Origin of the sequence: Sporobacter termitidis DSM 10068 (genome assembly GCF_900130065.1) — a bacterium.
GTDB lineage: Bacteria > Bacillota > Clostridia > Oscillospirales > Oscillospiraceae > Sporobacter > Sporobacter termitidis.
This window is the reverse complement of sequence record NZ_FQXV01000005.1, coordinates 116,365-140,920: the sequence shown is the minus strand read 5'-3', so window position 1 is coordinate 140,920 and position 24,556 is coordinate 116,365. Positions and strand designations below refer to the sequence as shown.

The 24,556-nt window shown below is 60.6% G+C and carries 23 protein-coding genes; 19 read left to right on the top strand and 4 right to left on the bottom strand.

Features of this window, described 5'->3' with window-relative positions:
• Genes BUB60_RS08800 through BUB60_RS08785 form a run of 4 tightly spaced genes read right to left on the bottom strand, consistent with a single transcriptional unit; the run spans nt 1 to nt 4,929 of the window.
• Nucleotides 1-1,338 (bottom strand): nitrogenase component 1, encoded by a 1,338-nt coding sequence (locus tag BUB60_RS08800; protein ID WP_073077871.1) that lies wholly within the window; start codon nt 1,336-1,338, stop codon nt 1-3.
• Complete coding sequence (locus tag BUB60_RS08795; RefSeq protein WP_073077869.1) at nt 1,335-2,888, bottom strand: nitrogenase component 1; 1,554 nt, start codon at nt 2,886-2,888, stop codon at nt 1,335-1,337. Before BUB60_RS08795 ends, BUB60_RS08800 begins: the two co-directional genes overlap by 4 nt.
• Nucleotides 2,889-2,940: 52 nt before the next feature.
• Nucleotides 2,941-3,882, bottom strand: coding sequence for a cysteine synthase A (gene cysK / locus BUB60_RS08790; protein WP_073077866.1), 942 nt, complete (start codon nt 3,880-3,882; stop codon nt 2,941-2,943).
• Nucleotides 3,883-3,900: 18 nt separating this feature from the next.
• A complete protein-coding gene (locus BUB60_RS08785) occupies nt 3,901-4,929 on the bottom strand; it encodes a uroporphyrinogen decarboxylase family protein (RefSeq protein WP_073077864.1) in 1,029 nt (342 codons plus the stop codon).
• Between the two features lie 387 nt (nt 4,930-5,316).
• Between BUB60_RS08785 and BUB60_RS08780 the strand changes: the two genes are divergently transcribed.
• From BUB60_RS08780 to BUB60_RS08690, 19 genes are all read left to right on the top strand, one after another.
• The gene (locus tag BUB60_RS08780) at nt 5,317-5,994 is read left to right on the top strand and encodes a corrinoid protein (RefSeq protein ID WP_073077861.1); all 678 of its coding nucleotides are present in this window, start codon (nt 5,317-5,319) and stop codon (nt 5,992-5,994) included.
• Nucleotides 5,991-7,037 (top strand): uroporphyrinogen decarboxylase family protein, encoded by a 1,047-nt coding sequence (locus BUB60_RS08775; protein WP_073077858.1) that lies wholly within the window; start codon nt 5,991-5,993, stop codon nt 7,035-7,037. Before BUB60_RS08780 ends, BUB60_RS08775 begins: the two co-directional genes overlap by 4 nt.
• A 4-nt stretch (nt 7,038-7,041) precedes the next feature.
• Nucleotides 7,042-7,827: an ABC transporter permease gene (locus BUB60_RS08770; RefSeq protein ID WP_073077856.1), complete on the top strand. Its 786-nt coding sequence runs from the start codon at nt 7,042-7,044 to the stop codon at nt 7,825-7,827.
• 21 nt (nt 7,828-7,848) lie between these two features.
• Entirely contained in the window at nt 7,849-8,619 is a 771-nt protein-coding gene (locus BUB60_RS08765; RefSeq protein ID WP_073077854.1) for an ABC transporter permease, read from the top strand.
• Between the two features lie 130 nt (nt 8,620-8,749).
• Nucleotides 8,750-9,850, top strand: a complete 1,101-nt coding sequence (locus tag BUB60_RS08760; protein ID WP_073077852.1) for an ABC transporter substrate-binding protein — start codon at nt 8,750-8,752, stop codon at nt 9,848-9,850.
• A 13-nt stretch (nt 9,851-9,863) separates the two neighbouring features.
• On the top strand, nt 9,864-10,793 hold the full coding sequence (gene cysK / locus BUB60_RS08755; protein ID WP_073077850.1) for a cysteine synthase A: 930 nt from the start codon (nt 9,864-9,866) through the stop codon (nt 10,791-10,793).
• Nucleotides 10,794-10,817: 24 nt separating this feature from the next.
• Nucleotides 10,818-11,660 carry an ABC transporter ATP-binding protein gene (locus tag BUB60_RS08750; protein ID WP_073077848.1) on the top strand — a complete coding sequence of 281 codons (843 nt, stop codon included), beginning with the start codon at nt 10,818-10,820 and terminating at the stop codon, nt 11,658-11,660.
• A 43-nt stretch (nt 11,661-11,703) separates the two neighbouring features.
• Nucleotides 11,704-12,924, top strand: a complete 1,221-nt coding sequence (locus BUB60_RS08745) for an ABC transporter permease (protein ID WP_073077846.1) — start codon at nt 11,704-11,706, stop codon at nt 12,922-12,924.
• Nucleotides 12,924-13,592, top strand: a complete 669-nt coding sequence (locus tag BUB60_RS08740) for an ABC transporter ATP-binding protein (RefSeq protein WP_073077844.1) — start codon at nt 12,924-12,926, stop codon at nt 13,590-13,592. Before BUB60_RS08745 ends, BUB60_RS08740 begins: the two co-directional genes overlap by 1 nt.
• A gap of 9 nt (nt 13,593-13,601) precedes the next feature.
• Nucleotides 13,602-14,936 (top strand): nitrogenase component 1, encoded by a 1,335-nt coding sequence (locus tag BUB60_RS08735; RefSeq protein ID WP_073077842.1) that lies wholly within the window; start codon nt 13,602-13,604, stop codon nt 14,934-14,936.
• A 13-nt stretch (nt 14,937-14,949) separates the two neighbouring features.
• Complete coding sequence (locus tag BUB60_RS08730) at nt 14,950-16,488, top strand: nitrogenase component 1 (protein ID WP_073077840.1); 1,539 nt, start codon at nt 14,950-14,952, stop codon at nt 16,486-16,488.
• Nucleotides 16,489-16,498: 10 nt separating this feature from the next.
• Entirely contained in the window at nt 16,499-17,464 is a 966-nt protein-coding gene (gene cysK, locus BUB60_RS08725; RefSeq protein ID WP_073077838.1) for a cysteine synthase A, read from the top strand.
• A gap of 197 nt (nt 17,465-17,661) precedes the next feature.
• Entirely contained in the window at nt 17,662-18,468 is an 807-nt protein-coding gene (locus BUB60_RS08720; RefSeq protein ID WP_143162305.1) for a MerR family transcriptional regulator, read from the top strand.
• A gap of 234 nt (nt 18,469-18,702) precedes the next feature.
• Entirely contained in the window at nt 18,703-19,056 is a 354-nt protein-coding gene (locus BUB60_RS08715; protein WP_073077834.1) for a P-II family nitrogen regulator, read from the top strand.
• Nucleotides 19,057-19,139: 83 nt separating this feature from the next.
• Nucleotides 19,140-20,252, top strand: a complete 1,113-nt coding sequence (locus tag BUB60_RS08710; protein WP_073078125.1) for an ABC transporter ATP-binding protein — start codon at nt 19,140-19,142, stop codon at nt 20,250-20,252.
• Nucleotides 20,253-20,256: 4 nt separating this feature from the next.
• Entirely contained in the window at nt 20,257-21,117 is an 861-nt protein-coding gene (locus BUB60_RS08705; protein ID WP_073077832.1) for an ABC transporter permease, read from the top strand.
• Nucleotides 21,118-21,133: 16 nt separating this feature from the next.
• Nucleotides 21,134-21,940, top strand: a complete 807-nt coding sequence (locus BUB60_RS08700) for an ABC transporter permease (protein WP_341444181.1) — start codon at nt 21,134-21,136, stop codon at nt 21,938-21,940.
• Nucleotides 21,941-21,954: 14 nt separating this feature from the next.
• Complete coding sequence (locus BUB60_RS08695) at nt 21,955-23,013, top strand: polyamine ABC transporter substrate-binding protein (RefSeq protein WP_073077829.1); 1,059 nt, start codon at nt 21,955-21,957, stop codon at nt 23,011-23,013.
• Between the two features lie 25 nt (nt 23,014-23,038).
• On the top strand, nt 23,039-24,511 hold the full coding sequence (locus BUB60_RS08690; RefSeq protein WP_073077826.1) for an aldehyde dehydrogenase family protein: 1,473 nt from the start codon (nt 23,039-23,041) through the stop codon (nt 24,509-24,511).
• Nucleotides 24,512-24,556: the final 45 nt, after the last annotated feature.

The window sequence follows — 24,556 nt, the reverse complement described above, 5'->3', positions numbered from 1 at the left end:
CTATCGGGCGGCGACCGCCGCGCTGAGCAAGTCTTCAATCAAGGTCAGGCCGCCCTCAAAGCCGGTATAGCCGCGGCTGAGCAGTGCGCGGTTCGATATCGGAAAGCTGACGCTCAGGTGGGGCGCGCCCAGCTTCAGCGCCAGCGACCGCTCCAGCGCGCTGCCGATGACAAAGGCCGGAGTGAGGGTTTCGGCGTATTTGTCCGACTCCTGCTTGGGATACAGCTCGTTTATATAGCGGATCGCCTCGCTGGCATTCGTGTCAAAGACCACCTTCGGGCCGTTGAGGGGGGCGGGCGCCGTCAGCTTTTTCCGCAGCTGCTCCTGCTGCTCCTCCGGCAGCACGTCGGTGAACTGGGTGAGCACCGGAATCCAGCCGAGATCGTCCAGCAAAAAACGGGTGATGGAAACGGCATAATTCACGTCCGCGACGATGACCGCGTATTTTTGCAGGTCCGCGTCGTTGTAAACGTCCGCCAGCGGCTCGAGGAATTTGTAATATTTGCGGTTCTCCTCCCGGATGATGGCCTCCACGTCCACGTCGAGGCGGAGCGCCCCCGCCACGGCTCTGAGCAGCTCTCCGCTGGCGGTGGGGCCGACCGGCAGGCCGGCGGTTATGTAGGGAATACCGTGGACCTCCTCGTAGGTCTTCGCGGTATCCAGGCCGTAGACGTCGGACAGCACGATGTTGAGCTCGGCGGACGAGGAATTTTTCAGCCCGTCCAGGGTGTCCTCGTCGGTGAAAAAGGTGTTGACCTCGATGCCCAGCTTGCCCAGGAGGCGGCGGACGCCGGTCAGGTTCCCGCGCCAGAAGCCGTCCATATAGGGGACGATGCCCAGGATGTTCACGCTGCCTTTTTTTGCGGCGGCGCCTTTTTTCACATATTGCCGGACGATTTCCGAAAGGACGATGTCGTAGCCGAGGTAGGAGTTCCCCTTGAAGCCGCCCGTGTTGGCGGCCACGATGTCGACGCCCTGCCCGGCGAATTCCGCGGCCACCGCGCGGACGTTGTCGCCGATGATTTCGGTGACGCAGCCTGTGACGATCACGTAAAGCCGGCCGTCCATCAGCTCCAGCGTTGTTTTGACCTGCTCTTCCAGCCGGTCGATGCCGCCGAAGATCACATCCCGTTCTCCCACGTTGGAGCTGGGCACGGCGAGACCGCCGCAGTAGCCGCCCACCTGGAGGGCGGAGCCCCCGTTCTGGGCCCAGGCGATGCTGCCCGCGCAGCCGATGGCGCAGTGCAGGATGGGGATGGTTTCGGGCAGGGCCTCCAGCGTGGAAAGCGCCCCGCCCAGGGAGCAAAAATAGCGCGGGCGTTCAATATAGCTGCTCATAGGGCCGGCGCCTCCTTTCCGGTATAGTCCTCCGGCAAATCCAGATTGGATTTTATGTAGGCAAAGGGATTTTTGCCGTACCAGTCGTCTTTATAAGGCAGCCGGACGAATTTGCTGAGATTTTTGTTGAACGCCGGGCTGGCCAGCTGCCGGTAAAGCCGGCGGGCCAGCTCAAAGGCGCCGCGGTAGCCGATGTAGGCAAGGCCGGTGTTATAAATGACATGGGAGGGGATGCCGAGCTTCGTGGCGGTGGAGTTGTCGTTCCAGTGGCCCAGGAAAAGATCGGGCTTCATGGTCCTGAGCAGGTTCGCCTCCTCAAAGGGCTGGACGTTGGCGATGTTGATCATCAGGTCCTCTCCGGCGTTCTTCAGCAGCTTTTCATATTCCACGTTGGCGAATTCGTCATGGTGGAAGGAGCGGATGCCCGCAATGTCAAAGCCCAGGTCGTGCAGCAGGTTGGCGGTCGCCAGCGCGCGGAATTCGCCGGCGCTGATAAAGACGCGCTTGCCCTTGAAAAACGGGCGGTACTTTTCGAGCGCGGCGTTGAGCTCGGCGGTTTCGCGCTCGATCAGACGCTCGGCGGCGCCGCTTTTGCCGAGCTGCGCGGCGATATCGCGTATCCAGGCGCTGGTGTTGTCGATGCCGATGGGCATGTGCCTGATGATATAGGGCACGCCGTATTCCTCGCGCAGATAATCCAGCAGGTAATCGTCGTGGGTCGGACAGGTGCTGACGGAAAGCCCCGCGTATTTCAGGGCGTACGCCTTATCCGGGTCGGCGAAATTCGGAAAGACGTTGACGGTCTGATCCAAAGCGTTCAGGTACCGCGTCAGCTCCTGCTCGTCGGCGAGCCCCATGGAGGAAACGGTGAGCAGGTTGACGGTGTGCGCCTTCCGATACGCCAGGCGTTCCTCGTAAAGATCGTCCCTGATGATGGGCTCGTTCCATTTCGGGTCCTCGAAGAGCGCGCGCGCCAGGCCGTGGTAAACCGCGTCGTAGGCGGTGGCCCAGATCTTTGTCTTGAAGCCCTCGCAGTGGACGGGCACGATGCGCGCCGCCACATGGGGCCGCGCCCGCTCGATCACGCCGTCCACATCGTCGCCGATGATGCTCGGCACACAGCTGACGACCACCGTGATGGTTTTGGGCCGGTAAAGGCGGTCGGCCTCAAGAATGGCGTTATAGAGCTTGTTTTCCGCGCCCGATATGACGTCGGTCTCGTTCAGGGCGGTGGACAGCCATACCGCGTCCCGCGCCGCGCCGGTGCGCAGGTTTCCGCCCGAGCGGGTGTTGGCGTTCTGCGAATGGGAGCAGGCCCCGCAGCCCACGGCGCCGTGGACCAGATTGACGTTGTCCGGCAGCGTGTTCAGTATGGAAATACCGGGCAGCAGCAGGCAGATGGAGCCTTGGGAAAAGCTGCGGCTGCCGTCCTGGAGGCAGCCGCAGCGGCTGCCCTTGCCGGCCAGGTCGCAAAGGGTGCCGCCGTAGACGATGCAGGCGCCAAGGCGGGCCTCACGGGTTGGCGGCTCTTTGTTTTGCAAATAGCTCATTATATATACTCCTCCGCATTATAATGATAGTTTCGGGGATTCGCCGCGCCGGTCACAGGGCCGGGCGGTCAAACAGCGGGGTCGAGAGGTAGCGCTCCCCGGTGTCGGGCAGCAGCACGACCACCGTTCTGCCCTCGAATTCGGGCCGGCGGGCGATGCCGGCGGCGGCAAAAGCCGCGGCGGCGGAGGATATGCCGATCAGCAGGCCCTCGGTGCGCGCCAGCGCCTGCGCCGTGTCCACGGCTTCCTCCCAGCGCACTTTGAATATCTCGTCAATCACGCCGGTATTGAGCACCTTGGGGATAAAGCCCGCCCCGATGCCCTGTATCCTGTGTGGGCCGGGGACGCCGCCGGACAGTACCGGCGAATCGAAGGGCTCGACGGCGATGATTTTGACATCCGGATTTTTCTCCTTGAGCACCTCGCCCACGCCGGTGATCGTGCCGCCGGTGCCCACGCCCGCCACAAACGCGGCAATGTCCCCGTCCAGATCGTTCCAGATCTCCAGGGCGGTGGTTTCCCGGTGGACGCGCACGTTGGCGGGATTGTTGAACTGCTGCGGGATAAAGGATTTTTCAAAGAGCACCGCCAGCTCCTCGGCCTTTTTGATGGCCCCCTTCATGCCGTCCTTGCCGGGCGTGAGCACCAGCTCGGCGTTCAGGGCCTTCAGCAGGTTTCGGCGCTCCACGCTCATCATGTCGGGCATGGTGAGAATAAGGCGGTAGCCCTTCGAGGCGGCCACGAAAGCCAGGCCTATCCCGGTGTTTCCGCTGGTGGGCTCGATGATGATCGTGTCCTTGTCCAGCTTCCCCGCCGCCTCCGCATCCTCGATCATGGACAGCGCGATGCGGTCCTTCACGGAGCTCAGGGGGTTAAAGTATTCAAGCTTGGCGATGAGCTTTGCCTGTACGCCGTTTTCGGCGGCGTAATCCGTCAGCTGGAGCAGCGGCGTGTTGCCGATCAGCTGTGTCAGCTTTGTCGCATATTTAGCCATATATATCGTCCTGCCTTATTAAATTTGGTATGCCCGCACGGTTCTTGATATGGTCTGCAGATTTTCCAGCGGCGTGGCAGGCGGGATGTCGCAGCCGGGCATGACGATATAGCCGCCGCCCGCGCCCCCTTTCCCGATACAGGCCAGCGTCTCCCGCCGGATGTCCTCCTCGGTGCCGTTCTGCACCACGTTGACGGGATTCAGATTGCCGGAAAAGGCGATTTTCCCCGCGAACGCCTCCTTGGCCAGGCCGAGGTCCACCTTATAATCCAGCGACATGATCTGCGCGCCGCTTTCGGCGATCAAATCCAGCCGGTCCTGGGTGTTGCCGCAGATGTGCAGACCCAATATGAGGCCCTTGCCCGAAAGCCGCTCGTAAATATCCTTTATGTACGGCATCGCCACTTCCCTGAAATGCCGCAGGGAGATCATGTCGCCGGAGGCGGAGGGCTCGGCCATAAAAATCACCCGCGCCCCGGCGTCGATATAGCCCTGCATGTAGGCCAGGTAGAGCTCCGAGGAAAAGCGCAGGAGCTTATCCACCGCCCCGCGGTTTTTATAGACGTTCCGCATGAGCGCGTCCGCCCCGTAGAGCAGTCCCGTCAGCGTAAAGGGTCCCCACATGCTGGCGCCGACCGGCCGCCGTCCTTTTTCCCTTTCCGCCAAAAGCCGCGTCACCTCATAAAGCACGCGAATGTCGGGGTCCTTCGAAACGTCCTCCGGGTCGAGCGTATCCGCGTCGTCGGCGGAGACGAGCAGGGGCTCCACAACGTCGGGCGTGCCCTGGCGGCGCCACTTGATTTTGCCGCCTATGGCCTTGACGACGATGTTGTTGTAGCCCGACCCCACCCAGGAGATATCGGAGTCGGCCAGGGTGTAGCCTTCATACAGCCAGTCGGCCATAACCTGTCCCTCCAGCCGCAGCGCCTGCTCAAGGGTAACGCCTTTTCTGTTGATTGCCCACGCCCCGGACGAAAGCAGCGCGAAGGGAACGCTGTCCAGCGGTTCGAGCCGGACCGCCCGCTCGATGATTTCAGTATGGGTCATACGCGTAAGCCTCCTTTTGAGCTTCTATAAAATAAGGCTGCATGAACCGGCGTGCCTCGGATTGGCCCGCGCACCTCATTCATATATTAATACATATAAAACATATTTATTTACTATGCTTTATATGCATCATTCTACCACAGTCAAAAAGTTTTTTCAATTAAGTTTTTAACAAAAAAAGCCTGTCCCCGCAAAAATACTTGGTATTCCTATTGACAAACGCCAAAGACTGTAATATATTTTTCGTAAAGTCAGTTAAAACATATATGTTATATATATAATAATATATGTTCCTAAAGCTTACTTGGGTTGGGTTGACCGGAAAGCCGGAGATCTTGCGCGTTTGCGCACGATTTCCGGCTTTAATTTTTTTAGGAGGTAATTTGAATGTCAAGAGAAGCGGAGCTGCACAAGGCGCTCTCGGACGCCGTGCTGGAAATGGAAGAGGACAGAGCGGAGGAATACTCCCGCCTCGTGGTGGCGGAGGGGTACGACGCCTATCAGGCGATTGACCGGGGCCTCGCCGACGGCATGGACAGAGCCGGCCAGCTTTTTGAGGAGCAGGAGTATTTCGTCCCGGAGCTGATCCTCTGCTCGGACGCGATGTACAAGGGTCTTGACGTGCTCAAGCCGCAGCTCAGGACCGACGGGCACGCCCGCAAGCCCAAGGCCGTGATCGGCGTGATCGAGGGCGATACCCACGACATCGGCAAAAACCTTGTCAAGATCATGACGGAGGCGGGCGGCTTTGAGCTGGTCGACCTGGGCCGGGACGTTCCTCCCCTGGATTTTGTCGAGCGCGCCAAAGCCGAAGACGCCGAGCTGATCCTCATCTCCACGCTGATGACCACGACGATGAACGGCATGGCGGAGGTCATCCGCATCCTGAACGAGCAGGGGATTCGCCGCCGGTTCAAGGTCATGGTGGGCGGCGGGCCCGTGTCGGCGGGGTTTGCCAGGAAGATCGGCGCGGACGGCTATTCCAGAAACGCGGCCGAGGCGGTGCGGCTGGCTAAAACCCTGCTGGGTCTCGAGCCCGGCGAGAGGGAGGCGGTGGGCGGATGAGCATGACGCCGAAGGAAGTCATAGACGCCGTCACCAGCGGCCGCGCGCCCGACCGCCTGCCGACGACCGTCAACGCACAGTCCGTTGTCGTGCGCCAAAAGGGCCTGACGCTCGAGCAATTCTGGCAGCTGCCGCCAAAGGAGCAGGCGGAACTGACATACGCCATTGCCCGGGACCACGGCGGCGATTACCTCCACGCCGGCTTCAACGGCACGCTGGCGGTCGGCGCGCTGGGCGGAAAGGTCAAGTTCCGCGAGCACGGCTCGCCGGACGTCCTCGAGCCGCTCATTACAAGTATTTCGGAGCTTGACAAAATCGATCCCGCCCGCGTCAGGGACTATTACTATTATCAGCAGGCGGTGGAAACCGCGAAATACCTGATCCCGCTGGGGAACGGCACGTATCACGTGATCGTCGGCTCGTGGGGCATCTACACGCAGGCCGGCCTGCTCTACGGCGCGGAACGCCTGCTGCGCGAGAGCATCCGCGACAAGGCCGCCGTCCGCGCCCTGCTGGACTTCACCTTTGAGCTGTTCAAGGCCTGCCACGAGGAGGTTATCGGCCTGGGCGCCACGATCGGCAGCCTGGCCGACCCGTCCGCGTCCGGCGACATGGTTTCCAAAAGGGTCTTCGAGGAGCTTTCCCTGCCGTACCTGAAAAAAACCTTCGACTGGTTCAAATCCAAGGGGCTGCTGACCACCCTGCATATCTGCGGCGATATCAACGACCGCATCGACCTGATTCCGGAGAGCGGCACCGATATCCTCTCCGTGGACTACAAGGTCGATATCCGCCGCGCGGCCGAGATTTTAAACGGCAGAGTCGTCATCGGCGGCAACGTCGACCCCGTGGGCGTCATCCTGATGGAGGACCCGGCCACGGTACGCAAGGCCTACCAGGACATTATCGCCGCCCTGGACGGATATCCGTACATCGTCATGGCGGGCTGCGGCATTCCGCAGAGCACGCCCCTTGAGAACATCAGGATCATAAACGACCTTGCCCACGCAACGGTCCCGTCGCCGTACAAGGTCGCGGGGTGACGGCATGAAACGTTTCCTTATTAAAGCGAACAAGCGGCTGATGAGCTTTTACCTTTTGATCATCCTGCTTGTCATCTGGCAGCTCGCCCCCAGCCTCGGCTGGACGAATCCGATGTACGTGCCCTCGCTCAGCACCATCGCCACGGAAGCGGTGAAAATGACGATTCCCCAGGTGCTGCTGAACGTTGGCGTCAGTCTGCGGCGCGTGCTCATCGGCTTCCTGCTGTGCGTGGCCGGAGGGCTGCCCCTGGCGTTTCTGATGGGCGGCGCGGTGCCGAAGGTGGCTCTGGCCCTGCGCTCGCTGATGCAGTTCCTCTCGCAGATACCCGCCTACATCCTGTTCCCGGTTATTACGATGATCTGGGGCCCCGGAGAAAAATCCATTGCCATCGTCATCTTCTGGTCGGGCTTCTGGCCGCTGCTGTTCACGACGATCCAGGGCATTCAGGATATCGACCCCAAGCTGATCCGCTGCGCGCGCACCATGAATGCCGGCCCCCTGACGCTGTTTGTCAAGGTCATCCTCCCCGCGGTATTGCCCAACCTCATGCGCGGCATCCGCCTGGGCATGACGAACTGCTTTCTCATTCTTATCGGCGCGGAAACAATGGGCGGAGAATCCGGCATCGGCTGGCTGATCAATCATTCGCAGCGCATGGGCCAGGTGCCGCTGATTTACCTCGGGGCGATACTCGCCGCCGTGCTCGGCTTTTTGCTGAACCTCCTGATGCTCAAGCTGGAAAACCGCATCGTCAAATGGAAGCAGCTGCCGGAAGACGCGGCGGCCTGAGAGGAGAATGGAGAGCTGAGAATGAAAAGTAAAATAAAACGGGCGACCATTGCCATTATTCCGCTGCTGGCGTTCTTCGTCCTCTGGGAGGTCGGCGCGTATTACGCGCCCCGGGGCGTGCTGCCGCAGCCCACCAAAATCGTCGTCGCCATGCTCCACGCCTTCGTGGACCCCAAGGAGCAGCTCCTTTTTCAAACGCTGGAAAGCTTTAAGCGCATCGGCCTGGGGTTCCTCCTGGCCGGCGTTGTGGGAAACGTCCTCGGCTTTCTGCTGGGTACATATTTCCGCTCGCTGGAACGGCTGTTTATCCCCTTTTTCAAGGTCTGCGAAAAGATAAATCCGTTCGCGATCATCCCCATCTTCATGATACTTTTCGGTATCGGCATGCAGGAGAAGGTCGCCATCGTGTTCTGGGCCTGCATCTGGCCCATCCTGACCACCACGCAGGAGGCGGCGAAAAACGTCGATTTGAAGCTGATCGCCGCCACCCGGGCCATGGGGGCGAGCAGGGCGAAAATTTTTATCAGCGTCATATTTCCCTATACCCTGCCCGACATCTTTACCGGCCTGAAAATAGCCATACGCGTGGCGTTCTTTATGATCGTCGCCGCCGAAACCATCGGCGCGTCCTCCGGCCTGGGCTGGTATTACATCAGAAAGCAGGCCATGTACAACCTGAACCTTATCTACGGTTCCATTTTATACATTACTGTATTGGCGATCCTGTTCAACTTTCTCTTCACGCGGCTGGAAAAGAAATTCCTCGTGTGGAAAGAAGCAGCCTTTAATTGAGTTGAAAACAGAAGGGTGAGAGGAGGCAAGAAGAAATGCTCTCATGTTGTTGTTGTCGAAAATGAAAATCCATAACCGCGCCATATCCGCGCGCCGACGGCGCGCAAATTTAGAAAGGAGATACTTCCCAATGAAAATGAAAAAATTCAATGCCAAACTATCCGCCGCCGCGCTGCTCCTCGCCATGAGCGCCGCGCTGCTGACTGGCTGCGCCTCCGGCAGCTCCGGAGCGTCGGCCGCCCCCTCGCAGAGCCCGGCGTCCTCCCCGGACCAGACGGCCTCCGCCTCTCCCTCGTCCTCCGCGGCGCCCTCCGGCGACCTGATCACGATCCGCACCTCCAGCAAGCTGGAATGCACCTCGACGCCTTTCGTCGTCGCGGATAAGAAGGGCTTCTTCGCCGAGGAGGGACTGAAAATCGAGTATACCGGTGAAATTCCCGCCGGTTCCACACAGCTGCCCTCCCTGCTGAACGGCACGAACGACGTGCTGGACACACATCCCAACGAGCTGGCCACCTGGGTCAGCCAGGGCGCGACGCTCAAGGCCGTGTCGCTGAATATCGTCGACCCGCCGGAGGATGTCGACCCGGCGCTCAGGCATATGCGCCTGTACGCCGCCAAGGACGGCGCCATCACCTCTCTTGCCGATCTGAAGGATTACAAATCGGGCCAGAAGATCACCGTCAACGGCACGGTCCCCACGTGCACAAGCTTCATTCTGAACGCGATCTTCGAGCATAACGGCCTGGATAAATCCCGCATCGAGTACGTGCAGATGGATTCGACGACGGCGGCCCTGCAGGCCCTGGAGCAGGGACAGCTGGACCTCGTGTTCATCCACCCGCCGTTCTATTACCTTGCCGAGCAGGCGGGCTATAAGCAGATCGCGGATTCCTTCGACGCCGGCCTCGGCGCCGCCGCCGGTACCTTCTTCTATGCTTTTACCGACGATTATATCGCCCAATATCCCGAAAACGTCCAGCACTTCGTCAACGCGGTGAAGAAGGCCCAGACATGGATCAACGCAAACCCCGACGAAGCCGCCAAGCTGACCGCCGAGCATATCAAGCAGGAGGTCCACGCCACGCACTATTATTATGAAGGGGACGGCATCCCCCGCAGCTACGTCCAGCCGTGGATCGACGATCTTGTCAGCTCGGGCGCCCTGAAGCAGGGGCAGGTCACCGTAGACGATATGGTCACCTTTAAATTCGAGCCCGAGCTGTCCTGAGCCGGAGGCCGTTATGATTGCCGACAATCTTACGCAGCTGATAGGCAACACGCCGCTGCTGCGCCCCGGCATCCTTCTCCGGCGCGGGGGCATCAAGGCGGACGTCCTGCTCAAGCTGGAGTACTTCAATCCGCTGGGGAGCGTCAAGGACCGCATCGGCTACGCCATGATCAAGGACGCGGAGGAGCGCGGCCAGCTGAAGCCGGACAGCGTCATCATCGAGCCCACCAGCGGCAACACCGGCCTCGCGCTGGCGTTCGTGGCCGCCATCAAGGGCTACAGGGTCATCCTCACCATGCCTGAAACGATGAGCGTGGAGCGCCGCAACCTCCTGCGCGCCCTTGGCGCCGAGCTGGTCCTCACGCCCGGCCCCGAGGGGATGAAGGGGGCCATCGCCAAAGCGGAGGCGCTCAAGGAGGAGATTCCTAATTCCGTTATTTTGCAGCAGTTTTCCAACCCCGCCAATCCCGCCATCCACCGCGCCACCACCGCCGTTGAGATATGGCGCGACACAGAGGGCAAAGTCGACTTTTTTGTCGCGGGCGTGGGCACGGGCGGGACGCTCACCGGCGTGGGAGAGGTTTTGAAAACGCTTAACCCCGAGGTGAAAATCGTGGCCGTCGAGCCGAAAAATTCGCCCGTGCTCTCCGGCGGCAAGCCCGGGTCGCACATCATTCAGGGCATCGGCGCGGGCTTCGTCCCGGACGTGCTGAACAGCGCGCTGATTGACGAGATCGTTGCCGTATCCAATGAGGACGCGCTGAACACGGCGCGCGCGCTGGGCAGGGTCGAGGGGCTGCTGGTCGGCCTGTCCTCGGGCGCGGCGGCGTTCGCGGCCCTGGAGCTTGGCAGGCGCCCCGAGAACAAGGGCAGGCGCATTGTCGCCGTGCTGCCCGATACGGGCGAGCGGTACCTCTCCACCGTGCTGTTTGCAGAAGAGTAACGCTGATGATCGAAGGAGACGCAAATGGCTAAAATCGAAATTAAAAACCTCAGCCGCACCTATGGAAAAAAAGGAAGCAAGACGGAAAAGTTCTACGCCCTCAGGGACTTCAACCTGTCGATCGATCAGGGGGAGTTCGTCACCATCGTCGGGCCGTCCGGCTGCGGCAAGTCGACGCTGCTGGATCTGCTGATCGGCCTGTCCAGGCCCGAAACCGGGCAGATACTCATTGACGACAAGCCTGTGGAGGGCCCGGCGCTGGACCGCGGTATCGTCCTGCAGGGCTACGCGCTGTTCCCGTGGCGGACGGTGCGCAAAAATGTGGAGCTTGGGCTGGAAATCAAGGGCGTGCCCAGAAAGGAACGCCGGGAAATCAGCGACCACTACATAAAGCTGGTGGACCTTGCGGGATTTGAGAACCACTATCCCTACGAGCTCTCCGGCGGCATGCAGCAGCGCGCCGCGATTGCGCGTATCCTCGCTTACGACCCGGATGTGCTGCTGATGGATGAGCCCTTCGCCGCGGTGGACGCGCAAACCCGCGAAGTCATGCAGGATGAGCTGCTGTCAATCTGGGAAAAGACGGGCAAGACGGTGCTCTTTGTCACCCACAACATCGAGGAAGCGGTCGGCCTGGCCGATAAGGTCGCGGTGCTCTCCCGGTCCCCCGGCGCCGTCAAGGAGGTCATCGACATCGACCTGCCGCGCCCGAGGCGCATCGGCAGCGTGCGCAACACCCCCGACTTCAACCTGCTGTACCACCGCGTCTGGGAGCTGCTCCAGGATAACCGCGAGCCCGCCGGCGCGGCGGCGCGCCTGCCGGCGGAGAGCGTTGCGGATAAGATTATGCCCGACGCGGTCCTTTGATGAAAATGAAGGCCCCCGGTCTGGCCTCGTAAAGAAGGTGATTATGGTGAAAAGCTGGAAAAGGTACGGCGTCGTCAACGCGCTTGCCCTGCGCAACATCAGCCGTCGGTATTACAGGGCGCTGTGCCAGGCGGGACTGGTGGCGCTGCTGGCCTTCGCGCTGACGGGCGGGTCGCTGCTGGCGGCCAGCCTTTTGAGCGGCACCCGCAGCACGGCGGCGCGTCTGGGGGCGGACGCGCTCCTCGTCCCGGCGGGCTATGAAAACAAGGCCGAGGGCGCGCTGCTGCGCGGCGAGCCGAGCGCGTTTTACTTTGAGCCGGCGCTCGCCGCGCGGCTGATGGCGGCGGACGGGATCGAACAGGTTTCTCCGCAGCTGTTTATCGCCTCCTTCGACTCGCCGCACTGCTCGTCGGTGGTACAGTTTATCGGCTTTGACCCCAAAACAGATTTTGTCATTTCGCCGTGGCTGTCCGAAAAACTGCAGGGCGGCCTGCCGGCGGGCGAGATCGTCGTCGGCAACTCCATTTTGGGCACGCCCGGCCAAAAGCTGACGTTCTTCAACCGCCAGTACACCGTCGCCGCCAAGCTGGAGCGGACGGGTATGGGCTTCGATACCTCCGTATTCGCCGATATGCCCACGGCGCAGGTCGCCCTGCGGGACTACGCGGCCCTGGGCGGCGAGAATGTCCCCGACGGCAGCGGCGTTGTGTCGAGCCTCGTGGTCGATGTGAAGCCCGGCGTAAAGCTTGACGACTTCGCCCGCTCCATACGCTACGATTTCCGCCAGGAGGGCGTGGGCGTCGTCCTGACGCAGGCGATGCTCGGCGATGTTTCCCATGACCTGAACGCGCTGCTGAAGCTCTTCGGCGTCCTGATCGTGCTCCTGTGGGTCATCGCCGCCGGGGTGCTGGCGATACTCTTCAGCGTGTCGGTCAATGAGCGGAAACGGGAGTTCGGCGTCTACCGTGCCCTGGGGGCCACGCGCCGGCAGCTCACGCGCGTCGTCCTGTCCGAGTCGGCGCTGGTGAGCTTTGCCGGGGCGCTGCTCGGCGCGGCGCTCGTCTGCGTGATCTATTTCCCGTTCGGGACGGCCATCGGGCTCAGCGCCGACATTCCGTATCTGCGCCCGTCCGGCGCCGTGCTGGCGGGCCTCATCGGCGGCGGGTTCATCCTGGCCTTTGTCACGGGGCCGCTGGCCTCGCTGCGCTCAACTGGAAAAATCGGCAGGCTCGCCACATACGCGCTGACGAGGGAAGGAGAATAATGCTGCTGGACGTCCGCAAACTCACCAAACGCTATAAACGCGGCAAAGACGCCTTTAACGCCGTGGACGGCGTGGACTTCACGCTTGACGGGGGAGAATTCGCCGTCGTCAGCGGCCACTCCGGCAGCGGGAAGAGCACGTTCCTCAATATGCTCGCGGGCATCATCCCGCCCGACGGCGGCACGGCCGTCTTTGACAACAAGGAACTGACAAAGCTGGACGACGACGCCCTTTCCCGCCTGCGCCGCGGAGAAATCGGCTACATCCCCCAGGGCCACAGTATCCTGGCCAACCTGACGGTGCTCGAAAACGTCTGCCTGCCGTATTATCTCGGCGCGCGCGCCGACCCTTCGGCAAAAGCGCGGGAGCTGCTGGAGCGGGTGGGCATCGCGCACCTGGCGGGGCAGTACCCCGCGGAGCTCTCCGGCGGCGAGCTGCGCCGCGTGTCCATCGCCCGCGGGCTGCTGAACACGCCCAGGCTGCTGATTGCCGACGAGCCCGTATCCGACCTGGACGCGGCGAACGCGGCGGCCGTGTTCGCCCTCTTTGCCGATGCGGCGCGGTCCGGCGCGGCCGTGCTCGTCGTGACGCACGAAACCGGCGGGCTCGCCGGGCTGGACTGCAGGCGATTGGAAATGCAGAACGGTAAATTGTTAAATAATTCGTAGGTGATTAAAATGACTGATTTTATTGAACGGGCAAAATTTGCCTGCGCGCTTGGCGGCGCCATCAGCACGCTGGAGGGGCTGCATCACGTTGTCCCCATCATCCACGCCGCAGGCGGCTGCGCCAACTATCTTTCGAATACATACAACGTCGCGGCGGGATACCGCGGCGTGGGATACTGCGGCGGTACGATGCTCTCCACCTCCAATATCGCCGAGAACAATGTCGTCTTCGGCGGGGAAGGGCGGCTGGCCGAGCAGATAGAAAGCACCCTGTTTGCCCTGGACGGCGACCTTTATGTGGTCGTCACCGGCTGCCAGGTGGAGATCATCGGCGACGATGCCGTGGCCGTGGCAAACCGCTTTAAGGACAGGAACGTCATCGGCGTCAGCACGCCCGGCTTCCGCGGCAACGCCCTGAAGGGCTATGACGCGGTCATGAACGCGCTGGTGGAGAATGTCATAGAGCCCGCGGCCGCGCGGGAGGAAAAAACGGTCAACCTCTTCGGCGTCGTGCCGGGGCAGGACGTGTTTTTCAAGGGCAATCTCGACCAGCTGAAGATTCTGCTGGCCAAAATCGGCGTAAAGGCCAACACCTTTTTCGCCACCGGCGACACCGTCGCCGATATCCGCGGGTACGGCTCCGCCGCCCTCAGCGCCGTGCTGTCGCCCGCGGCGGGACTTGACCCGGCCGAACGGCTCTGCGCCCGCGCCGGTATCCCGTACGTGAACGCCGAGCTGCCCATCGGCCCGTCCGGGACGGAAAGCTTCCTGCGCCAGATAGGCGGCGCGCTGAACGTCGATCCCGCGCTGATCGAGGCGGTCATCGCGGCTGAAAAAGCCGAGTATTATTCCTTTCTTGAACGCATTGTCGATATCTATGCCGACCTGGACTTCCAGCGTTACGCCATCGTCGCCGCCGACAGCTACTACGCCCACGCGATCACCCGCTTCCTCGCCAACGACCTGGGCTGGATACCGCACCTTGTGGCGGTCAACGACATTGAGGAAGAGGATGAGCAAAAGCTCTACGCGGCCCGCTTTGACGACATCAGCTCGGCAGCGAAGCCCCGGGTCATTTTTGAGCAGAACGCCGGCCTGCTCCTCGAGCACGTCCGCAACAGCTGGCCGCGCAACAACAACGGCAAGTATTACGACGCGCTGTCTCCGGCGTACGTGGTCGGCAGCGTCATCGAGAGCAGCCTTGCCGAAAAGCTGGGCGCGGGCTTTTTGTCCGTCGCCTTCCCCGTGACCAACCGCGTGGTGCTGAGCAAGGGCTACGTGGGGTTCCGCGGGGCGCTCACCTTCGTGGAGGACCTATTGACAAATCTGGTTTCGGCGAGATAGGAGGAAATCGCAAATGGCAAAATACATTGATGAATTGACGTACGACTTTGCGCGTACGGTCACCCCGCCGGTGCGCGAGACCCGCATCGGTGTCTGCTCCGCCTACTGCGGCGGCTGCGGACAGCTGACCCGCGACGTCAAGGCCGGCTGCGCCCAGCTCCAAAGCCGGAAGTTCGCGCAGAGCGGCGGCTGCCAGCTGAACCTTGCCCTGGGCATCGTCAGCAGCTTTACAAACGTGGTGGTGATCGTCCATTCGCCCCTGGGGTGCAGCTCAAACTTTCTCGGCTCCGGAGGACTGCGCAAAACGATGCGCGCCTCCAAAGGCAAGCCCGCCGAGGAGTTTATATGGCTGCACACCAACATGACGGAGGTCGACGTGATCCACGGGGGCCTGGATAAGCTGCGTCGGGCCATACTCTACGCCGAAACGCGCTACCACCCCGAGGCGATCATCGTGGCCAACGGCTGCGTGCCGGGCATCATCGGCGATGACATCGATTCGCTGGCCTCGGAGCTGGACGGCCGCATTTCCGCAAAGATCGTGCCCGTGCACTGCGAGGGGCTGAAGAGCCGGTACGTCGCCTCCGGCTACGACAGCGCGTATCACGCCCTCCTGCGGCATCTGGCCGACCCGATCCAGGAGTACGGCCAGGTGTTCCCGGACGAGGGGCGGGACGCGCTGAAGCGCTACAACATCTCCCGCACGGTGAACATTTTCAACGTAGGGTCCAACTCCAGCGGCGACGAAGCGGAGCTGTCGCGGATCGTGGCGTCGCTGGGCCTGATACCCCGCGTCCTGCCGCTGCACGCGTCGCTGGACGACCTGGCGCGCATCGGCGAGGCTGCTTTAAATGTCAGCATCTGCGCCACCCACGACGATTATCTGCTGGGCCACCTGAAAGAGCGCTTCGGCATCCCGTATATCATCGACACCCTGCCCATCGGCATCCGCAGCACCAACCAGTGGGTGCGCGAGATCGCAAAATTCTTCGGCCTGGAAGAGGAGGCCGAGCGCGTCATCGAGCTGGAAAACACGCAGCTGCAGGAAGCGCTCAAGCCGTTCCGCGCGGTGCTGGAGGGCAAAAGCGTCTATGTCGGCGGCGGAGAGCTGCGCATTCTCACCACGGCCGACTTCTTTGCCAGAGACCTGGGCATGAAGCTCACAGGCATCAAGGCGCACAACGTCGACCGCTTCGTCGAGGACATCATCGACGATCTGTTCGACCCGAATCTGCAGATCACCGTGGCCGCCGGACAGCCCGCCGAGGAGCTGAACCTGCTGAAAAAGCTCAAGCCCGATCTCTACTGCGGCCACGGCGGCGCCAACGGCTGGTCCTCGCGGCTGGGCATCCCCAGCATACCGCTGTACGGCCAGACGCTGAACTATATGGGCTATCTCGGGGCCTACGAGCTGGCCCGAAAAGCGGCCAAGGCGCTGAAAAATACGAATTTTTCCCGGAACATCTCCCGGAACGTGGGCCTGCCGCTCAGCAAAGCGTGGTTTGAGAGCGACACGTCCGACAATATCAAACAAAGCGAACTGGCCGGCTAAGGAGGACAATATGGCAAACATTATCGTAGACAACCTGACCGACCTGATCGGCGCCACGCCGATCCTCCGGCCCGGGCGATTTGGGAAAACGGCGGGGATACACGAGTCGGACCTGCTGTTCAAGCTGGAGTATTTCAACCCCCTCGGCAGCGTGAAGGACCGCATCGCCTATGCGATGATCCTCGACGCGGAGGAGCGCGGCATCTTAAAGCCCGACAGCGTCATCATCGAGCCGTCCAGCGGCAACACGGGCGTGGGGCTGGCCTTCGTGGCGGCGGCGCGGGGCTATAAGATCGTTGTGGTCATGCCCGATACCATGAGCCAGGAGCGGCGGGCGCTGGTGACGGCCCTGGGCGCGGAGCTGGTGCTCACCCCCGGCGCGGCCGGCATGAAGGGCGCCGTGCGCAAGGCGGAGGAGCTGCAGACCCAGGCCAGAAACGCCGTTATCCTGCAGCAGTTCAACAACCCCGCAAACCCGAAAATCCATTATGAGACCACCGGCCCCGAAATCTGGGAAGCCACCCGGGGCAAAGTCGACATTCTTGTGGGCGGCGTGGGCACCGGCGGCACCATCACAGGCGCGGGCAGGTATCTGAAGGAGAAAAAGCCGGAGGTCAGGCTCATCGCCGTGGAACCGTCCGCTTCCCCGGTGCTGTCGGGCGGCAACCCGTCGCCCCATAAGATTCAGGGCATCGGCGCGGGCTTTGTGCCGGACGTGCTCGACCTGAAGCTGGTGGACGAAATTTATACGGTGCTCGACGCCGAGGCCATCGACACGGCAAAGGTGCTGGCGCGCGAGGAGGGCCTGCTTGTGGGCATATCGTCGGGCGCGGCGGCGTTTGCCGCGGCGCGTGCCGCGCGCCGCCCTGAAAACGCCGGGAAGACCGTGGTCGCCATCCTCCCCGATACGGGAGAGCGCTATCTCTCCACCGGCATCTTCAGCGCCCAGGACGAAAAAAGCCGCTATTGGTATTGAAAACCGCCGTCGCCCTCCGGAACCGGATGCTGGCTGCTTAAAGCCGCTTGCGTGACCGTCATAAAGCCTCTCTTCCCGAATCCAAACGGAAGAGAGGCTTTATTATTTTAATTCGATACTTCGCTGCCGCCGTTTGTAAAACGCTGAAAACTTATGCTATAATAAATTTCAAACCGGAAGGAGACGGGGGTAATTGCGTGGCTAAAGAACGATTTTCCATTGGGGAGATGCAGAAAATGACCGGGGTTTCCGTCTCGGCACTGCGTTTCTACGACCAGATGGGCCTCATAAAGCCGAGCTACGTCGATGAGGAAACAGGGTTTCGTTATTATGGCTACGAGCATTTCTGGCAGATTGAAATCATCAAGATGTGCCGCGATATGAAGCTGCCCCTCAAGGACCTGAAGGGCGTGCTGGAGAGCCAGGACGACCAGCGCTTCGTCGATTTTCTGGAGGAGCAGAGGAAAAGCGTCAAGGCCGAGCTGCGCCGCCTCAAGGAGGTCGTGGCCGACATCGGCTGGATGGAACGGCAGTGGACGGAGAAGGCCAGAATACAGAAGGGTGACCTGATCTATCAAAAGCATATTCCTGAGCGCGCCGTCGTCCCGGCCTTCTGGGAAGAGGATTTTACCAATGATTCCCTGCACCTGAAGCTGCAGCAGCTCACCGAAAATGAGCTGAAGCACCTGAAATCGATCAAGCGGCATTATGGATATTACCTCGACCTTGACAAATTCCTGAACAGCGAGATCGATACGCTGGCGGAATATCTTGAGCTTGAATCGTACCGCAACACGGACGCGGGCACCATAGAGATACTCCCGGCGGGCGACTACGCCTGCTGCATAACGAAAATCTTCTCCCGGGACATGGACCTCCAGCCGTTTCTGGACTACCTGAACAAAAATGACCTTCATCCCAAAAGAGTCATCGCCTCGGAAGTCGCGCTGACGTTTTTCGATTGGCGGGAATGCCTTTTTGAAATTCAGGCGCTTATAAAATGAATTTTATGATGATATAAATTGCAATATAAGATAATAGATAACGTATAATTCGATCATTATGCAGGAATGATTCGGTGCATCCTGCACAATTGCGGCGATTTAAAATAGCGGCCGGTTTGTTGAAAAATCAGAAAAATGAAATATACGAAAAAAGTGTATGGACTCTCAAGTTACTTGAGGGTCTATACTCATTTTCAGGAGAAGCACTGGCAAGAGAAAAGGAGGTTTGTTCCGGTGAAGGATATCGTATTCATAATCAGGGCGGAAAAGCTGGAGATTGTCAAGAGTATTCTGGATGAGCACGGCTGCGGCGGCATGACCGTCATGACGGCGATGGGCTGCGGGACGCAGCGGGGCTTTACGGACGAGGATGCCGTCCAGGAGATCAAGGGCTACAAGACAAAAATCAATCTCCTGCCGAAAATCAGGATCGAGGCCGTCGTCGAGGATGAGCTGGTCGAAAGCATCCTGCTCGACGTCAGGGAGCGGATCGCCACCGGCAAGGTCGGTGACGGAAAGGTCTTTATATTCCCCGTGGAAGACGCCATGCGGATCAGGACCGGCGAGCGCGGGGACAGCGCCATTTAGAAATGAATAAAAAATATGACGAAGAGGTTATATGCAGCGTGTATATAGCCTCTTTGCTTTTTACAGGGGTGTAATGCATGTCTTTGAATAAGCCGATTGTTGAGATCAAAAAGGTCAACAAGAAATTCGGGGAGACGCACGTTGTCCATGATATGAATCTGGACATTTACGAAGGGGAGTTTCTCACGCTGCTCGGCCCGTCGGGCTGCGGCAAAACGACGACGCTCCGCATGATCGGCGGCTTTGAATCCCCGTCGGACGGGACGATACTGATCGACGGCGTCCCTGTGGAGGAAAAGGAGCCCTTTGAGCGGGACGTCAACACCGTTTTTCAGAGCTACGCGCTTTTCCCCCACATGACGATTTATGACAATGTGGCCTACGGCCTGAAGGTCAAAAAGGTCAAAAAGGCGGAGATCAGGAGCAGGGTCGAGGAAATGCTGGCGCTCGTCCAGCTGTCGGGCTATGAAAAGAGATACCCAAGCCAGCTGTCGGGCGGCCAGAAGCAGCGCGTGGCGATCGCGCGCTCGCTCATCAACAATCCGAAGGTCCTTTTACTGGATGAGCCGTTGGGCGCCCTGGACCTCAAGCTCCGAAAGCAGATGCAGGTGGAGCTGAAGCGGCTGCAGAAAAAGCTGGGCATCACCTTTGTCTACGTGACCCACGACCAGGAGGAGGCCCTGACCATGAGCGACAGGATCGCCGTCATGTATCAGGGCTATATCGAGCAGCTTGACAAGCCTGATGTGATCTACGAAAAGCCGGTGACAAAATTCGTGGCCGACTTCATCGGGGAATCGAACGTCTTAGAGGCGACGGTGACGTCGGCCGACGGGGAGCTGCTGGCGCTTTCCACCGAGACGGGCGAGGTGCTCAGCAGCGGCGGCGCGGCGCCGTCGGCGGGGGAGGTGGTCTATCTCTCGGTCCGGCCCGAAAAGACGGCGCTGTGCGCGGAACCCGTCCCGGGCTTCTCGCTGCGCGGCATCGTCAAGGACCAGATCTACGTCGGGTCCATCGTCAAATGCAACGTCACCCTGCCCAACGGGTTTGAGGTCAAGGTCAGCAAGCTCGCCGGCCAGCCGCTGCCCCCGGCCGGCAGCGCCGCCTACGTCTCCTGGGCGCCGGCAGATTCCGTGATCATCCGGTCCAGGGATCAGGTGATATACACCGCCATTGAAAATATGAAGCTGGGGTGAGCGCATGAAAAAACTGACCAGGCGCGGCCGGGTGATCCCGGCGCTGGTCACCGTTTCGCCGGTGACGCTGTGGATGGTTCTCCTGATCGGCCTCCCACTGCTGTATGTGCTGTTTTTGAGCTTCATGACCACGGACGGCTACAGCGTCGTTTTTCAGTTCAATCTTCTAAATTACGCCAAGCTGTTCGACCCCACGTACATGAAGATTTACTTGAACTCCTTCATCATCGCCTTTCTGACGACGGTTTTCTGCGTCCTGCTGGGCTATCCCTTCGCTTATAAAATGGCGCGGGCCGGCGGGCGCAAAAAGGTCCTCATGATGGCCTTTCTGATGATCCCCTTCTGGACCAACTCGCTCATCCGCCTCTACGGCTGGCGGACGCTTCTGGCGAAAACCGGCGTCGTCAACTCGGTCCTTCAGGCCGTCGGTCTTATCGGCCAGCCGGTGGAATTCATGTATACCCGCGGGGCGGTGCTGCTGGGCATGGTCTATATTCTGTTTCCCTTCATGGTGCTGCCGCTTTACGCGGCCATCGAAAAGCTGGACTGGTCGCTGCTGGAGGCCTCCAGCGACCTGGGAGCCAGGCGGGCCCGGACATTTGCAAAGGTCACGCTGCCGCTCACATCGTCCGGTATTTTCGCCGGGGCCATCATGGTCTTCATCCCGACGCTCGGCATCTTCTTCGTCTCCGACATCATGGGCGGCGGGAGCCAGCAGCTGATCGGCAATCTCATTCAGACCCAGTTCAACGCCGGCAACAACTGGCCGCTGGGCTCGGCGCTCTCCATCGGCCTGATCGTCCTGACGCTCCTGCTCGTGGGCGTCTACAGGGTCTCGGGCGGCAAGATGGAAGACCTGGTCTGAAAGGGGGAGGACGCATTTGAAGACAAAGAAAGCGAAGCTCGCGGCGATGCGCGCGGGCTCCTCCGCGTACGCGTGGCTCATTTACCTGCTCCTCTACCTGCCGATCGCCGTGGTCGTCGTGTTCGCGTTCAACGCCAACACGAACAACATCAGGTTCACCGGCTTCAGCCTGCAGTGGTTCGGCAAGCTCATGCAGGACGCCGCCCTGCTCAAGGCCTTTGGGAATACCCTCGTCGTCGCCGTGTGCTCCACGCTCGTCTCGACCGTTATCGGGACACTGGCCGCCGTCGGCATGTGGCGCTACAAATTCAAGGGCAAGGGGATCATCGACGCGCTTTTGTACATTCCGGTCGTGATCCCGGAGATCGTCCTGGGCATCTCCCTTCTGTCGCTGTTTTCGCTCACGCAGGTGCCCATGGGGCTGTTTTCGCTGATTTTGGCCCACGTCACGTTTCAAATCCCCTTTGTGGTGTTTACGGTAAAGGCGCGCCTGTTCGGCTTTGACCGCTCCATCGAGGAGGCGTCGATGGACCTGGGCGCCAATAAGACGGAGACGTTCATAAACGTCACCCTGCCCATCATCTTCCCGGGCATCCTGTCCGGCGCGCTTTTGGCGTTTACCCTGTCCATCGATGACGTCATCATCAGCTCCTTTACGGCCGGCCCGGCCACGACCACGTTCCCCATCAAGGTCATGCAGCTCATCCGCGCGGGCGTCACGCCGGACGTCAACGCGCTGACGACGCTTGTCCTTGCCGCAACGGCCCTGCTCGTCTTCCTGACGCAGATGGGCGGATTAAAAAATAAAAACAATAAAAGTTGAGAGGAGTATGCACTATGAAAAAGATCATCGGCGTTATCCTGGCCGCTGTGACGGCCGCCTCCCTCCTGCTGCTGCCCGGTTGCGCCCAAAAAACCGGCGCCGGTGCCGACGCCGGCACCATCAATCTGTATATCTGGACGGAATACCTGCCCCAGCCGGTCATCGACGAGTTTACCAAAGAGACCGGCATCAAGGTCAACGTCTCCATGTATTCCGACAATGAGGAGATGCTGTCCAAGGTCAAGAGCAGCAGCCCCGGCACCTACGATATCGTCGTCCCCAGCGACTACATGGTGGCGAACATGATCCAGCAGGGGCTCCTGGAAAAGCTCGACCTGTCTAAAATCCCGAACCTTTCCAATATCGACCCGTCGTACCTGAAGCAGAGCTTCGACCCGGCCAACGAGTATTCGGTGCCCTACCGCGGCGGCGTCTGCGAGCTCGTGGTCAACAAGAGCGTCGTCACGGAGGATATCACCTCCTACACGCAGCTGTTTGACTCTGAATATGCCAACAGCATCGTCGCCCTGGACGATTTCAGGATCATTGCCGGCATCGTCGCCATGAGTCTGGGCTATTCCGCCAACGAGACGGACCCTGCCGTCCTCCAGAAGGTCGGCGACCGCCTGATGGACCTCAAGGGCAATATCAAGATCCTCGACAGCGACTCCCCGAAAACCTCCATGATCAACGGCGAGGCGTCCATCGGCCTGATGTGGAACGCCGAGGCGTCCCTGGCCATGAAGGACAATCCCGATGTGAAGCTCGTCTACCCCAGGGAGGGCAATACGCTGTTCCTGGATAACCTCTGCATCGTCAAGGGCTCAAAGAATATCGACGCCGCCGAGAAGTTCCTCAACTATATCCTGGACGCCAAGGCCAGCGCCGAGATATCCAAGGTCTATCCGTATCTGAACCCGAACACGGCCGCCGTGGCACTGCTGGGCGACGATTATAAAAATGACGAGGCCGCGAACATCCCCTCCGAGATATTCGCCAAGGGCCAGTACATCGAAAACGTCGACAAGGCCATCGACACCTACAACGACATGTGGGCCAAATTCACAAGCTGATCGAGGAGTCAGAAGGAGGCTAATTATGCTAAACGGTAAAATGTATATCGACGGGGCGTGGACGCCGTCCATTTCCGGCCAGACACGGGACGTGGTCAACCCGGCCGACGGCAGTCTGCTCGGCACCGTGGCCCGCGGCGGGGCTGAGGACGTCAAAAAAGCGGTGGCCGCCGCCAAACGGGCGTTCTACGAGGACGGCTGGATGGATACAAAGCCCGCCGAGCGGGCCGGGCTCCTGCTCAAGGCGGCCGGCCTGCTGGAAAGCCGCGGAGAGGAATTCGCCGCGCTGGAGACGAAAAACAACGGCAAGCCCCTGCGGGAATCCGTTTTTGACGTGAACGACGCCGTGTCCTGCCTTCGGTACTACGCGGGCCTGGCCACAAAGCCCCACGGCCAGACCTACGATGTCTCCGATCCCATGCAGGCCATGACGGTGCGCGAGGCCATCGGCGTCTGCGGCCTCATCGTGCCGTGGAATTATCCGCTTTTGATGGCCATGTGGAAAATCGCGCCGGCCCTGGCCGCGGGCAACACCATCGTCTTCAAGCCGGCGGAGGCCACGCCGCTCACAGCCGTCAAATTCTTTGAGCTTCTCGAGGAGGCCGGTTTTCCAAAGGGTGTGGCCAACCTCGTCCTGGGGCCCGGCGGCGCCGTCGGCAGCGAGATCGCCGCCAATATGGACATCGACAAGGTCGCCTTCACCGGCGGCACTGAGACGGGCCGCAGCATCATGCGCGCGGCGGCGGGCAACATCAAGAGCATCTCGCTGGAGCTGGGCGGCAAGTCCCCGAACATCGTCTTTGCCGACGCCGACTTCGATATCGCCGTGGATTACGCGCTGTTCGGCATCTTCTGCAACCAGGGCGAGGTCTGCTCGGCCGGCTCGCGGCTGATTCTCGAGGATACGATTTACGATAAATTCCTCGCAGCCCTTGCCGGACGCGCCAAAAAAATCCGCGTGGGCAACGGCCTCAATGAGAAGACGGAGATGGGCCCCCTGGTGAGCCGGGAGCATATGGAAAAGGTGCTCGGCTATATAGAGCTCGGCAAAAAGGAGGGCGCGCGCCTTCTGTGCGGCGGCAATCGCATCGTGACGGGCGGCCTGGACAAGGGCTTCTTCGTCGAGCCGACGATCTTTGCCGACACAACGCCCGATATGCGCGTCGTCCGGGAAGAGATTTTCGGGCCCGTGCTGGCCGTGCAGAAGTTCCACGGGGAGGAGGAGGCCCTCCGGCTGGCCAACGATACCGACTATGGCCTGGCCGGCGGCGTGTTTACAAACGACGGGGCCAAGGCCCTGCGCGTCATCAAAAAGCTGCGGGCCGGCATCACCTGGATCAACGCCTACCATCCGACCTATTGCGAGGCGCCCTGGGGCGGCTACCGCCAGAGCGGCATCGGCCGCGACCTGGGCACCTACGGCTACGAGGAGTATACGGAGGTCAAGCAGATCAATATCAGCCTGCAGCCGGCCGAAACGGGCTGGTTCGATAAGTAAACCGCCGTTCAAAATCGGCGTATCGGGCTGAACGCCTGATCAAAA